The organism is Anoxybacillus sp. B2M1 (genome assembly GCF_001634265.1).
GTDB classification, from domain to species: Bacteria; Bacillota; Bacilli; order Bacillales; family Anoxybacillaceae; genus Anoxybacteroides; species Anoxybacteroides rupiense.
Genome location: NZ_CP015435.1, coordinates 931,204 through 946,243 on the forward strand (window position 1 = coordinate 931,204; position 15,040 = coordinate 946,243).

Consider the following 15,040-nt stretch of genomic DNA (forward strand, 5'->3'; position numbering starts at 1 on the left):
TCTCATCTGTCCTCCTTTCATGGTAAAGGAAAGTATTGCTTAGCATTGAAATAGCATATATCTTGGATGATTTTTCCTAATAACGCGTAATCTCGGGGAATCTCCCCTCTTTCGACCCATGAACCGATCAAGTTGCAGACAATTCTTCGAAAATATTCGTGGCGCACATAGGATAAAAAGCTTCTAGAATCGGTCAACATGCCAACAAATGTGCTTAACACCCCCACATTGGCGAGATCCTTTAAATGCGTCACAATGCCATCTTGATGATCGTTAAACCACCAAGCCGCACCAAATTGCACTTTTCCTTTTATCCCTTCTTGCTGAAAGTTGCCGATCGTTGAAGCAACGACATAGTTATAAATTGGGTTTAACGTATACACAATCGTTCTCGGCAATTGCCCTTCTTTGTCTAATGCATTTAAAAAGGCGTTCAACGGCTTCGCAAAGAGAAAATCGTTAATCGAGTCATAACCGGTGTTGGGCCCGAGTTGTCGAAACATTTTCTCGTTTGCATTTCTAATCGAACCGATGTGAAGTTGCATCACCCAGCCGAGTGATTGGTAGAGGCGAGCCAGAAAACATAAAGTGAATGTTTTATATTTTTCTTCTTCCTCCCCGCTGACGGCAAAGCCTTCTTTTCGTTTTTGAAAAATGGCACTTGCTTCATTCCAATCGCACCAAGCATACGGCAGATATTCCAATCCGTGATCGGCCATCCGGCATCCAGCCTCATGGAAATAGCGAACGCGGTTTTCGATAGCTTGCAACAGCTGCTCGTAATGCGTGATCGAAACGCCTGCCGTTTTTCCTAATTCATCAACATAATCTAAAAAAGAGGACCGATTCAGTTCCAAAAGAGCGTCTGGTCGAAACGAAGGCACTACTTTAACAGGAAACGATAGATCTTCGGCGATTTGTTTATGGTATGATAAATCATCAAGCGGATCATCGGTTGTGCCGATCCATTCAACATTGGACTTCAGAATAAAGCCACGGGCTGAAAATCCCTCTTGTTGCAGCAACGTATTGCAATGATTCCATATTTCCCACCATGTCTGTTCGTTCAAAAGGGCATCGACCTGAAAATACCGTTTCAACTCCAAGTGTGTCCAATGATAGAGCGGATTCCCGATACAGTAAGGAACCGTTCGGGCCCAGGCGCGAAATTTTTCCTCAGCCGAAGCTTTTCCAGTAATATACGGTTCCTCAACTCCTAACATCCGCATCGCCCGCCATTTGTAATGGTCCCCTTCGAGCCAAAGCTCAGTCATATCATGAAACCGTCGGTCTTCGGCAATCTCCCTCGCGCTTAAATGGCAGTGATAATCGATGATGGGCAACGTTTTCGCATATTCATGATACAGCGCTTGTGCATGTTTGTTTTGCAGCAAAAAATGATCATGAATGAACGGCTGCACGGTTTCTCCCCTCTCTTTTCTTTGCCAGTTAAACAAAGTAGTGCGGATATTGTTTTTTCAACTGATCCTTTTCAATATCCACAAGCCGCAAATGTTCCTCCATTACTTTCCGGACTTTCTCTGCTTCTTTATCCGCAATCAATTGATAAATTTGCTTGTGATGAGAAATGATAATATCCCAGTCTAAGTCGGAAGACAATCGCAGTACGCGTAAACGGTTGAAATGACTGTTTAAGCTTTGCACCATCTTCCATGAGCGCGACATGCGGCAACCATCAAAAATAAGTTGATGAAACATCTCATCAAGCTCAAAAAGTTCCAAAAAATTCCCTTTTTCCACGCACAGTTCCTGCATCATAATGTTCTTCTCAAGTTGAAACAAATGATCTTGGCGAAATCTCGTGCAAGCTAACGCCGCGACTTCTTTTTCAACCACCTCACGAATGAAACGCCCTTCTTCAACATGTTCCAGATTAATACGCGAAACGATCGTCCCACTCTGTGGAATGATATCGAGCAGCTCTTCCTGCGCCAGTTTTAAAAACGCTTCGCGTACCGGGGTGCGGCTAATATGAAGCTGCTCAGCAATTTCTTTTTCTGAAATTTTCGTTCCTGGTTCAAGCTTCAGACGCAAAATTTTTTCTTTCAGCATGTCATACAACTGATCTCGCGCTGAGCCTCTAATGGAACTTTTGATTTGCTGGCTTTGCTGGGAAGTAAACATCGTCATTGAGTTCTCCCTTTCTTCTATACTAGTATGGTAGAAACCAAACAAATGGTTTTCCTTCATTTTACTCCAATCTGTTCCACCTATCCACCTTTATCCTCCGAATGATCTGTTCTTTTTTCACTCTCCCCTCACGATCAAGACAAGTTCGTCTATTGATTCTAATCCCCGCTGAGTCGTCTCGTACATGTAACAGCTTGCCTCGTTAATCCGCCGCTTGTCGGTGTAAAGGACGCAATCGATTCTCCAATGGCGACAATGTCCATCCCATCCCTATCCCTCCTTTTGTTAACTGTTTTTACCCAAAACCTCATAATCTTTACGTGCATTTAAAGATCATACGTTACGATTTTTAAACCCATAAACTTACGAATACGATGTCATTTGACTGTCATCAAGACCGGAATACGTATACGTGGCATCTTTAATCGGTTCGATTTCGATGAGCGTTACTTCATTTTTCGTCAACAGAAGAGACAAACGAGCCGCACCGTTTTCCGCCCTCAGCCGTTCAGTCGTTACTTTCGGCCGTGCCACTTGACGCAACGTCTCAATTGCTTTCCGGTTTGGAAAGCGGGGCCGGCCCATCTGTTTCCATACTCTCCACGGGTTTCCGTACTCCTCATTAACTGTTTGCCGTTTCATAAATCCATCAGTAAATGGAATGGGAATATCCAGCCGTATTTCTTTGGCCCATCCCTCGCCTTTTTTCATAACTAAATTCCAGAGCACCACCGCGACCGATCCATCTTTCCGCCTAGTCACCATCATCTCTGAGTCACGATACAACAGTTCCTCGCCCAATGCATTAAAAAACGTAAATACATGAAACGTCGGTTTCGGAATCGAATGGAGTGCCACCAAACCGAATCCGCCGTGAAACACCGCTTTTGGTACGTCCATTTCCTCAAACACATCGCTAAACGTCCAATACGAAAACGAATCGACATAATCGCCGCCTTCACTCAAAATACGAGCGATATAGGCAGCATTGAGAGCCGTATCATGAATCGGGTTGATCGGGCTATACGATGTGTTATATTCCGTAATATGAAACGGTAAATTCGGGAACGGGGATTGGTTAATCAATTCGCGCACCGTTTTGAACTGTTCAAGCATATCTTCGGGCGGCTCAAGCTCCTGATAGTAATATTCAAACGTTTTCTTATGCGGCGCCTTCGACGTATAGGCATGTCGACTTACAAAATCAACGGGGATGTGTTTTTCGGCACAAAAATTCAAGAAATCGACAATCCATTCGTCGCTTCCCCCGCAAATAGCGGGGCCTCCGACTTGCAATTGGGGATGCACACTTTTTACCGCTTGTGCCGTCACTTCATATAGCTTAAAATATTCTTGTTTGTCTGCATCCTTCCAAAAATTTACTAAATTCGGCTCATTCCATACTTCAAACGGCCATGTTCTCACTTCCTCCATCCCGTAGCGCTCAACAAAATGGGAAACGACTGCCACAATTAAATCGCGCCACTTGCCATAATCTTTCGGCGGGGTAACATTTCCTTTCCAATAAAAAACGGTTTGCTCTCCTGAAGCGAGCGCGCTCGGCATGAACCCGAGCTCAATAAACGGGCGAATGTTCAAATCCAAATATGAATCAAGAATCCGGTCGATGTACGTAAAGTTGTAGAACGTTCTCATTTCTCCGTCTATTTCTACTTCTCGATAAATCCCGACATCATCGGAAAGCAAGCCATGGCCGCGAATATATTGAAATCCAATTTTCTCTTGGACGAGCTTCAGATGATCTAAATATTCCTTTTGTAAAGCAAGGCCGAGCCGGCCGGTGCCAACACAAAATTTCCAATTCTTCCTGAAGTTCATTCGCCCACCATCCGGCACTTTAACGATTTTCATCCTCTACGCCTCCCCTATTCATCATCGATAAATTTTCCGGCCATATTGGTCATCGATGCCCGATTTGCGATAAAAATACGTATTGATGACATCACGCCATTCCTTTGCATGTTCAATCTGAATCGCAAGCCGTTCCAATACATCCATATACCGTTTTTCATCCATTTTTCCTTTCAGCTGCTCCCACCGTTTTTTGAGCTGTTTGGTCTGCTCTACTCCAGCAAAATGAGTGTTGTAAATATGCTGGATCACCGTTTCACCTGATTTTAAGCGATAGGTATACGGAACATGGTGAAAAAACAGTAGCAGCTCATCAGGACAAGTATCCAATGATTCATACATCGTCGCATTTTCCGGAAAATACTGTGCGGTATAGCCGGTTCCGGTTGCGATCGTCCGATCGACTCCGATTCCTTTGCAGTCAGCATAATGGTACGTTCCCCAATGGGAATATTCATATCCATCCACATTCGGTCCATAATGGTGGCCTGGGTTCACCATCCAGCCGACGCCAAGCGGAGCGGTATAGTTTTCGTAAATGCGCCATGAGTCTAAAAGCATTCCGCTAATTTGCTCAACGAGTTGCGGATCATTCCCAAATGTTTGCACAATCCATTCCTTCGCTATTTCCTCCGCAGACAAATCCGGATTCCAAGCAAGACGCCCAAATCCATATAAATTGGCTTGTGCGAGCGTATGCCCAGTCCAGTTCGAGTCATCGCCAATATTGGATACACCGACCATGCCACTATACCGGTAATCGAATAAAGAACCATCGATCACTTTTTTCACTTCTGATCCTTTCCCTTTGGCATATGTATCAAATTCAAGCACCTCTTTCCATTGAGGAACAAGAAAACATAAATGCTTTTGCTGTCCTGTATATTCTTGGGTGATTTGAACTTCTAGCATTTGGTTCGTTTTCGGCATGGCGCCGAATAAAGGGGAAACGGGTTCCCGCACTTGAAAATCCATCGGGCCGTTTTTAATTTGTAAAATAACGTTCGAATGAAACTGCCCATCTAATGGCTTAAAATGCTCATAAGCGGCTTTTGCCCGATCTGTTGTTCTGTCTCGCCAGTCCTGCTGGCAGTTATAGACAAAACATCTCCAAATCACGACACCTCCGAACGGTTCCAGCGCTTCGGCCAACATATTTGCTCCATCCACATGATTGCGTCCATATGTAAACGGACCGGGGCGGAACTCGGAGTCCGCCTTGACGACAAAACCGCCAAAATCAGGGATATAGCGATAAATTTGTTCAACAGTTTTCTTCCACCATTGCTTTACACTTGGATGAAGCGGATCGGCGGTCGAAAGCCCACCGATTTCAATCGGACTCGCATAGTTAATGCTTAAGAACGTTTGAATGCCGTATATCCGGAAGATATCGGCCACTTCCGCCACTTCAGGTAAAAACTCTTCCGTGATCAAATTCGTTTCTGTTTGATGAACGTTTACATTGTTGATCGAAAGCGCATTAATGCCTATGGAAGCAAGCAGCCGCGCATAATCTTTAATCCGTTGCTTTTGTTTGACAAACTGTCCGTCGGCAAAGAAAATCGATCGTCCCGCATATCCTCGCTCAATACTTCCATCCATATTATCCCAGTGATTGATCATGCGCAATTGATTTCTCGGCTGTTCTACGATTGACAAATGGTAAACATCTTCCTTCATCTCAAGCAAGCGAAGAAAGTGAAACACACCATATAGCGTTCCTTTCTCTGTCTTCCCGGCAATGTAGATGTACGGTAGCCCATCGTGAACATGAGAATAAATAACATAGCCGTCCGGATCATAAACTGCCGTAGCATCACGATCCGGCCATTGCTTCTTTATCTCATCATCATCAAGCGTTCCGAGCCAAATAAAACTCGTTTGTCCAGCTTTCGCCGTTACTTGCGGCTCGATGCCAAACATCGATGCCATTCCGACCTTTAGCTCTTCCACTGCCGCGCGGAAAACCGAGGACTCCCCTTTGGCTACAATCGTTTTAACCAATAATGGACTGTCTTGATATTTATCATTTTTCTCATATCGCAGCCAGCAAGATTCATATTCTTTCGTCATGTCCGCCTATCTCCTCTCATTCTTTTTCTGCCCCTAATACAATCCCCTTAACAAAAAACCTTTGCACAAATGGATAGACGACCAGCATCGGCAACGCCGCGATAAAAATTTGCGCTGCTTTCACGGTCCGTTCAGACAAATTTTTCATTGTTTCGGCATCGACACTCATTTTCGTAAAGTCTTGTTGAACAATGATTGTTTGCAAGAAAGTGGATAACGGATAATGTTTAACATCAGACATGTAAATCATCCCATCAAACCATGAATTCCAATGAAACACCATTGTAAAAAGCGAAATCGTCGCAATAGCTGGAATAGAGATCGGCAAATAAATTTTCCAAAAAATCGTAAAATGATTAGCCCCATCCATCAAAGCGGCTTCTTCAAGCGATTTCGGTACCGATGTCCGGAAAAAGTTAACAAGCAAAATTAAGTTGAACGAACTGACCGCCGATGGCAAAATCAACGCCCAAATGGTATCCATCAATCCAAGTTTCGTCACGACCATATAAGTTGGCACAAGGCCGCCGTGAAACAGCATAGTAAAAACGAAAAACCACATATAAATTTTCCGACCACGAAATGCTTTGTCACTTTTGGATAACGGATAGGCCGCACACAACATGACTGCCATAGAAATGACAGTTCCTAATATAACCCGCAAAAACGAATTCCAGAGCGAGCGCAAAAAGTTTTCATTTCCAATCGTTTTTTCGTACGCATCAACTGTAAAATCGACCGGCCACAGCCCGACAAGATTGGCGGTCGCCGCCGCACTTCCGCTAAAAGAAACGGCTAAAATATGAATCAACGGCAAAATACAAAGCAACGCAATGACGGTTAAAAGAACATAGTTAAAAATGGTAAATATTTTATAGGACAAGCTTTTTTGATAATGATGATGCATATCCTCTCCTCCCTTAAAAGATTTTATAGTTGGCATATTTATAAGCGAGTCGATATCCTGTTACCACTAACATAAAGCTGATAATGGATTTAAATAACCCAACGGCGGTCGCATAACTGAAGTCTCCATTTAAAAGACCAATGCGATAAACGTACGTATCAATAATATCGCCCGTTTTATAAACAAGCGGATTGTACAAGTTTAAAATTTGGTCAAACCCGGCATTTAAAATATTTCCTAACGATAATGTTCCAACAACAATGATAATCGGCAGCATGGAAGGCAGCGTAATGTAAATGGTTTGCTGCCAACGATTCGCACCATCAACGATCGCGGCTTCATACAACGATGGATTGATTGAAGTAAGGGCGGCTAAAAACACGATCGTATTAAATCCGCATTCTTTCCATACATCCGTCACAACAACGACCGTACGAAACCAATCGTTGTCACCGAGGAAAAAAATAGAATCAATTCCAAATAAAGATAACACGCGATTGACCATTCCTCCTTCAGGAGAAAGCATATCAATCAAAATCCCGCCTAAAATTACCCAGGATAAAAAGTGCGGCAAATACACGATCGTCTGGACAGTTCGTTTAAACTTCATCACGTATATTTCGTTAAGGAGCAAAGCAAACGCAAGCGGCACTCCGAGGTTAAAAATGATTTTCAATGTGGAAATAACAAATGTATTCCATATCACTTGACGCGCATCTTCATATTCAAACATCGTTTTAAAATGTTCAAGACCGACCCATGGCGAGCGCAAAAAGCCAAGCCACGGTTCATAATCCTGAAACGCCATCACGAGTCCGACCATTGGAATGTATTGAAAAATAAACACAATGACAATGGCGGGAAGCAGCATCGCATGCAGTTGCCATGTCCCCTTCCATTTTCGTTGTTTCCTTACTTCAACTGCCGCTGTTTGTCCTTTTAAATCCACTGCCGGCTGCATGGTTTCCTCCTCCTTTCGTCTGATCAAAAACATTTTTTCAGAATCGGTTCATACTAAAAAATAGGTGCAGACATTGATTGTGATTTCAACCATTCCAACCATGTCCGCACCGTCACATTCATTCCGCTTTACTTTTCCCCTTTCACCGATTGATACCACTCATTTACTTCTTTTGTCATTTCTTTACCGCCAGACTCTTCCCACTTTTTCACAAACTCGTCAAATGCACTGAGCGGCGCTCGACCATAAATGATGTTAGCGAACGTTTCCCTCTCCATTTTCGTCAAGAATTCCGAACGTTTTTGCATCGTTTTTGTTGGCGGTCCAGTAAACTCATTTTCAATACGGTATTGGTTTTGCTCATTGACGATGGTAGCCGCTTTCATAAAGGAATCGCCTAGGGAGACAATCCGTGTATACTCATAAGCGTTTTTCGGCTGGCGTTTGGTTGTATACAGTTCTTCGACTAAATCGTAAAGCATATACGGGACGGTCGGAATGGCTTCAGTAATAAAATAGGTTCCTGGATCCAATCTTCCACCTGGAATTTCTTTGTCATCATAAACAGCCTTGCCGTCTTTCATGACATAGTCATAGCCTTCAGCCAATCCATATTTAAAATACTTCGAATCGTTATATACATAAGCGAAGGCTTCATCTAAGTACTCAAAAAACTTATCCATATGTTTAAAATCTTTGCTAAATAAGAACATTCCTGTAACGAGCCCTTCACCGCGGCGTCCAATTTTTCCGTCTGGCCCACTTGGCAGCGGATATGGCTCAACCACCGCTCCTGGGTTGTTTTTTAACGCGTCTGTAATCGGCCATCCAGATGCCCATGGAGGCGCAGAGATGATACCGGATTTTCCAGCTACAAAACTTTTAATCGCTGTTTGTTCGTCTAAAATCCCAACTTCTTGATCTAAGTATCCTTTTTCATACCATTCATGTAATTTCTCTAATCCCTTTTTGATCGACGGCTGGACAGAACCATAGACTAAAGAGCCATCTTCACCTTTTGACCATGAACCAGGTTCATAATTGCCGTACGCACCAAAAATAAAACTTCCGTCAGCAAGCCATGTCGCCAAACCATTTTTACTGGCCAGCGTCAAACCAATGGTATCTTTTTTCCCATTTCCGTCAGGATCATTGTTTACGAAAGCATCCATGATTTTTTCAAGGTCTTCAATCGTTTTTGGCGGCTGCAATCCTAATTTGTCGAGCCAATCTTTGCGGATCCAAAGCAATGAATCTGAGCCGTTACCGCCAGAAAAACGCGGAATGCCGTAACGTTTTCCATCAACCGTAGCCGGGTAAAACGCTTCTGGGAACTGATTAAAAATTTCCTTCAACCTCGGAGATGCGTATTTTTCAATCGCCTCATCAATAGGCATTACTTTTCCAGAACGAATCAAATCGTTGATTAATTGTCCGTCCGACACTTTGAATACGTCAGGCAACTTCTGGCCGGACGATAGAGCGAGGCGAATCTTATTATGATATTGCTCATCGTTCGGAGCCGTCCAGAGAGTTTTCCATTTAATCCCCAATTCCTTTTCTGACCATCGTGTGATCGGATTGTTATTCAAATCTTCCCCATTTCGAAATTTTGTGTCATCTTTTAGGGTACGCACAGTTGTAATGGTGACTTTTCCATCTTTCGATTCACTGGAGTCGCCTGATGAAGCTGATTCATTGTCCGTGCACCCCGCAAGCATTCCAGCAGCCAATGCTGTTGCTGCTAAAGTGGCCAAAAACTTTTTTAGCATTTTTCTCCCTCCAATCCTACTTTTCTAGATCCCCCTTGACCGGAAACTGCTATAAAGAAAAACGGTATCCCTCTAATTCAATCCCCCCTTTCACGACTAAAAGTAAGCGATTTCAAAATAAACCTTAACAAGCGATATTCTCTCCCTGCAGAATGTAATCATCAAAAAATTAACATTCTAGTATGTTAGTTTGGCAACAATCTTCCTTAATTACTTCCAAAAGATATAACAGCCAAACGCATAATTTCGCACTGAATGATTATTAGTAATACTAGTATACTAGTTTAATTCCGATTATAAAAGAAAGTCAATCTATATTCAATACCCATCTGTCAAAATTTTTTGATTATTTTTCACAAGAACTTTTCCTACTTCTGGTTACATGGCTGAGCGAATCTCATCCAGCGATGGGCGAGTCAAGCTCCAATAAGCCTGCATACACCGATGCCATGAACTGGAATTCCTCTGGTGCGCAATGACTTGACAAGCGCAAAAATTTTCTCTCGTTTTTCCAGAAAACATTCATTGTAGTCATTGTAAAAAAGCAGGGCATCTGGATCGGCTTCATGTGCATAAAGAAACGCTTGTTCAATAAAATCGGCCCCGATGATTTGCCGCCATTTGGATGAACGCAACAACTCATCCCCTTCGTCGGCGACTGCTTCATTGACGACATCCCAGCCATATACTTTTCCCTTGTAACGCTGAACAACGGTTGAAATATGGGATTTCATCCGCTCAAGCAGCGCATCCCGACTAACAAAACGGCCTTGACTGTCCTGAAGCACCCAATCTGGAGTTTGATTGTGCCATATAAGGTATGCCCGCGGGCCATCATCTGATGGGAATACGCAAACTCAACAATTTGATCGGCTTGTTCAAATGCCAACTCTCCTTCCTTTGGTTGAAGGTGTTCAAACTTCATATGATTTTCCGCTGTCATGCCGTTTACATGGGCGACCAACAGTTGTTTTTGCGCTTCAATAGTAATTGGGTTAACTGCGGCGCCGATGTCAAAATCATTCGCAAACACCTTGTGGAGGGGGACAAACAACTCATGTTCGCTCCCCCTCCTCAAGCCATAAAATGCTCGTCACGCCGCGCGGGTAATATTTGCTGCCGCTAATTTCACCGGCAATTATTTGATCGCTCCAGCTCCAAATCGATAGCTCGGGATGTGTGAGCCATGCTACATGCGCCGCATCGGCTTTCTTTCCTAATTCATCCCATTTCCATCCTAAAAGATGCCGTGCAATAAATTGGCACAAATAAATTTTGCTGAGCCATGAATTGTTACTTGTTGATGAAATTTTCCATCCGCCGTCCGGGAAGAGGCAAACTCCTTCTCGTAACACATAACGCAAATGTTTGCGCAGCGCTTGAATATATCCCCCAAAGCGTCCGTCGTCTTTTAAAGCCTCGTGGCAATTCGTGAAATAAGGGAATACAAGCCCCTCGATGGCCGGAATGATTTTCGAATCATTTCCTTCTCCCATTACGGCCGGAATATACCCGTCATCGGTCACATAGCTGACGATTGTCGCCGCGCATTTTTCCGCCTGCTCCCCAGCCAGTGCGGCTCCTTCTTCCTTGCCGACATCACGGAACAATTTCTCAAGCGCTACATAGGCCGCCCAACATTTGCCCGCCAAATATAAGTTGTTGCGCGCTTGGCCAAGAGAAACATCTAAACTATCATATGTCGTGATTTCCGCTCCCCCCATCGTTCGGCTGCTATCAAGTCCCATTATTCCATTCCGCTTTTGCGGCTGGGGATGATCGCGGCGAATCATGCTTTCCAAGCATTGTTCTAAGATGGGGAGCCGCTGTTGGCGCCATGCCCAATCTTTTGTTTGCTCGATGTATACCGCGGCGCAGAGCACCCAGTTGACGAGTTGTTCGTGCGTCATATGCGAAAAGCAACCGCTGATTCCATATAGCTCATAAGAAGAATACTGAGGGCGGGAAAACGTATTGGCCACTCCCATATCATGAGTGAAGCTGATGCCTCCCGGATATTCTGTTTCCTCTCCCGGAAAGCGGACGCGATCCTCATAGCTATACCGCTCAACATATAAATCAAGCACATTTTTAACTGTCCACGGATTCATTTTCAACTCAAAAAACAGCTGATCTACTGTTAAGTCAAAGGTATTCATCATGCGATATTCGCCTTCATTGACAACCCAAATCGGCTTCCCTTCATGCTCAAGCAGCTGGGTGTTGCCGTAATAACTTCGAATGGCATGAGCCATCATAAATTTTTGATCATCGGACAGCCATTGTTTTTTAACGAGCTCGTTCGAACGGAACGACTGTTCTTTCAACACTTCCACCTGCTCTAACGCATAAAGGCCGACTTCTTCGATATTGTTGAAAAAACGGGTATAGAAATAAGAAGTATCCATTCCCGCCGTTGCATAACCGCCACGGTAGAAACAAACGGCAAATTGATATGTTTTCTTCTCCCCAGCTGGCACATCCGCAATTAATGCGCCGATTTTCCCGAGTCCGAACGTCCAGTTTTCTTCGAGCGGAGTCGTCAAAATATCTTCCATACTAAAATGCAAAGCAGAGCGGACGCCTTCATCTTTTGATACAATCCCAACAATCCGACCTTGGCCAATCCCGCACAGCTCTTGGCACGTTTCATCGATTCGTCTCATCGACGTATACGGATCGGTGCCTTCAAATCCGAAGAATGCCCGTCGCGCTTTTGTTCCGTTTGTATTGTCAATCGTCATCTCGACGATAACGGCTGGGACTAACGCCAGTTTCAGCTCTTCAGCGGTCGCTGTCTTTGGATCCGGCACCTCCTTCACCGGAGAATAAATCGTAAACGTTAAATCTTCCGCTTTCCATGTATCCGTCGCAACGCGAAATTCCCGTTCGATGGCCTCTTTGGCAAACGGAAGAAGAATGTTCGGCTTTTGCGGATTTGGATCGGGATTTTCAATGTCATACCGTTTGCTTTCATCATCTCTCGCTGTTTCTGAAAATGGCAGGATGTAATATAAACCTGGCTCGTTGAGCGATTCTACACCAATAAATACGTTTTGCCGCGGCGGTCGGGCGAGTTCCAAATCCAATCCCCCGCTTTTTCCTGGAAACCCTAACGTAAAACTGGCAAACGCTCCGACGGGCGAATGATGGGCGTTAAAAAATATATTGTTAGGCATTGAGCATTATCTCCTTTCTCCTCGAAATGTACCTTAAAGCTCGAATGTGAAGCATCCACGACCGAGAACAAATCTATAAAACTGGTTTTGTCGAACGGCCAAGATTCAGACAACAGTGATCCATAGCTCCATCAACGAATGTGTGAAGCGCTTCGTTGGCCAATCACTTCTCGATCGCCGAAAAACCACACACTCCCTTTTAAGCGGAAAAGGCTAAAAAGCTTCGTTTGCTTGATCGATCGTTTTCAAGCTATTCGTTCTCTTATGCCATCAAACTCTCTTTATCCCTTAATGGCACCGGCCGTAATCCCTTCCACAATTTTGTCACTGAGAAAAAAGAAAGCGATTAAAATCGGCAAAACACTAATCATCAGCGTGGCACCAATGGCCCCCCAATCGGTCGTATATTGCCCAATAAAGTTTTGAATTCCTACAGTCAAGGTTTTATATTGCTCAGAGCTAATAAATGTATTAACAAACACAAACTCATTCCAGTTGTAAATCAGATTAATAATGGTAGTCGTGACAATGACAGGGGATGTCATCGGCAAAATCACTTGGAAAAACATCCGGTGGACAGAGCATCCGTCAATAATAGCCGATTCCTCCAATTCGCGCGGCAAGGAATGGTAAAATCCAAGCAAAATCATGATCGTAATCGGCAAATTAAACCCGATATTCGTTAAAATGATCGACATTGGATGATCAATTAATTGAAGTTTAGTAAAAAAACCGAATAATGGGATTAGTGTGGAATGCACGGGAATCATCAACCCAACGATAAACATCCCTAGCACCACGTGTTTCAGCTTCCAATTCATGCGCGTTAGCGCGAATGTGGCAAAGCTCGCCAACAAGACCGTAAAAATGACTGATACGGTAGTAATCCAAACACTATTGAAAAAATAACGGCCAATGTCTCCCTCCACCCATACTTTCACATAATTTTCCCAGCGAGGTGGAGACGGAAGCGCCAATAACGGCGTATTAAAAACCTCTTGATTATTTTTAAGCGAAAAGAATAACAGCCAAACAAGAGGAAGGATTTGAAAAATAGCTAAAATGATTAAGATGGCATAAAAAATGGCCATCCCTATTCTTTTCCCCAGGGCTCGAAAGGATGATAACGAAGCTTCCGTTTTTCCTGACACTAGTGCTTCCCCCTTTTGTGCTAATACTGGATTTCTTCATTTGAACGGGTAAGTTTTCTAATCAACCATGTCACTAAAACGCAAATCAGCAGTAATGAAAAAGCGACGGTGCTTCCATATCCGAAATTAAAACTGCGGAATGCCTTCTGGTACATATAAGAAGCGATGACTTCACTCGCGCCGTTTGGCCCCCCGCCCGTCATCACATAGATTAAATCAAAATATTTTAACGAACCGACAACAGCTAACACAATCGTGACTTTAATAACTCCCGCAATTAACGGAAGCTTGATTTTATAGGCGAGCTGCCACGGATTAGCACCGTCGATTACTGCCGCCTCCATAATCGATGCGGGAATGTTTTTTAAAGCAGCATAATAAATCAAAATATAAAATCCGGCATATTGCCATATAATTGGAACAAAAATGGAATATAGGGCAATCGAAGGATCAGCCAGCCAGTTTGGCGGATCATCTATTCCTAGAAACATGAGAAAATGATTTAACATTCCGTTCGATGGGTGATAAATTCGTAACCATAGCTGAGCAATGGCAACTGAAGACAACAGCATCGGAATTAAATAAATTTTTCTTAATAAATGGGCTCCCTTGATTTTTCCTGACAATACGAGAGAAACCGCCAAATAACCGGCGAGGCTGATCACGGAAAACACCGCCAGCAAAAAGGAGTGGTATACGCTTTTCCAAAACATCTTATCTTTTAGCAGCTCTTTATAATTATCGAGCGCGATAAACTCCATACGGCCGATGCCGTCCCATTTCATAAAGCTGTAATAGCCCGTCATCACGATCGGAATGTACACCAATGCCAAAAGCAGCAGCAAAGACGGCAAAATATAAAGCGCAATGATTTTTTTATCGGACATCATTTTATTCATGCTGTCTCCTCCTTTCGCATTGGACAAAAAGGACATATATGACATATGCCCTTTTTGTCGCCCTTCTTTTCC

General features: G+C 43.6%; 10 protein-coding genes and 1 pseudogene. All 11 read right to left on the minus strand.

Annotation, left to right across the window (positions count from 1 at the left end):
• Positions 1 to 17: 17 nt before the first annotated feature.
• A complete protein-coding gene (gene uxaC / locus GFC28_RS04530; RefSeq protein ID WP_044745396.1) occupies positions 18 to 1,421 on the minus strand; it encodes a glucuronate isomerase in 1,404 nt (467 codons plus the stop codon).
• A 28-nt stretch (positions 1,422 to 1,449) separates the two neighbouring features.
• Positions 1,450 to 2,151, minus strand: coding sequence for a GntR family transcriptional regulator (locus GFC28_RS04535; protein WP_369815498.1), 702 nt, complete (start codon positions 2,149 to 2,151; stop codon positions 1,450 to 1,452).
• A 363-nt stretch (positions 2,152 to 2,514) separates the two neighbouring features.
• Complete coding sequence (locus GFC28_RS04540; protein ID WP_044745397.1) at positions 2,515 to 4,023, minus strand: GH39 family glycosyl hydrolase; 1,509 nt, start codon at positions 4,021 to 4,023, stop codon at positions 2,515 to 2,517.
• 21 nt (positions 4,024 to 4,044) lie between these two features.
• Entirely contained in the window at positions 4,045 to 6,099 is a 2,055-nt protein-coding gene (locus GFC28_RS04545) for an alpha-glucuronidase family glycosyl hydrolase (RefSeq protein ID WP_044745398.1), read from the minus strand.
• A gap of 16 nt (positions 6,100 to 6,115) precedes the next feature.
• Positions 6,116 to 7,006: a carbohydrate ABC transporter permease gene (locus GFC28_RS04550; RefSeq protein WP_044745399.1), complete on the minus strand. Its 891-nt coding sequence runs from the start codon at positions 7,004 to 7,006 to the stop codon at positions 6,116 to 6,118.
• Positions 7,007 to 7,019: 13 nt separating this feature from the next.
• The gene (locus GFC28_RS04555; protein ID WP_044745400.1) at positions 7,020 to 7,967 is read right to left on the minus strand and encodes an ABC transporter permease; all 948 of its coding nucleotides are present in this window, start codon (positions 7,965 to 7,967) and stop codon (positions 7,020 to 7,022) included.
• 128 nt (positions 7,968 to 8,095) lie between these two features.
• Positions 8,096 to 9,739, minus strand: a complete 1,644-nt coding sequence (locus tag GFC28_RS04560; RefSeq protein ID WP_044745401.1) for an extracellular solute-binding protein — start codon at positions 9,737 to 9,739, stop codon at positions 8,096 to 8,098.
• 381 nt (positions 9,740 to 10,120) lie between these two features.
• A pseudogene (locus GFC28_RS04565) lies at positions 10,121 to 10,817 on the minus strand (endo-1,4-beta-xylanase); the annotation flags it as partial.
• Positions 10,795 to 12,918, minus strand: a complete 2,124-nt coding sequence (locus tag GFC28_RS04570; protein WP_044745402.1) for a glycoside hydrolase family 52 protein — start codon at positions 12,916 to 12,918, stop codon at positions 10,795 to 10,797. The gene GFC28_RS04570 and the pseudogene GFC28_RS04565, both read right to left, overlap by 23 nt.
• A gap of 281 nt (positions 12,919 to 13,199) precedes the next feature.
• The gene (locus GFC28_RS04575; RefSeq protein ID WP_044745486.1) at positions 13,200 to 14,009 is read right to left on the minus strand and encodes a carbohydrate ABC transporter permease; all 810 of its coding nucleotides are present in this window, start codon (positions 14,007 to 14,009) and stop codon (positions 13,200 to 13,202) included.
• An 80-nt stretch (positions 14,010 to 14,089) separates the two neighbouring features.
• On the minus strand, positions 14,090 to 14,968 hold the full coding sequence (locus GFC28_RS04580; protein WP_044745403.1) for a carbohydrate ABC transporter permease: 879 nt from the start codon (positions 14,966 to 14,968) through the stop codon (positions 14,090 to 14,092).
• Between the last annotated feature and the right edge of the window lie 72 nt (positions 14,969 to 15,040).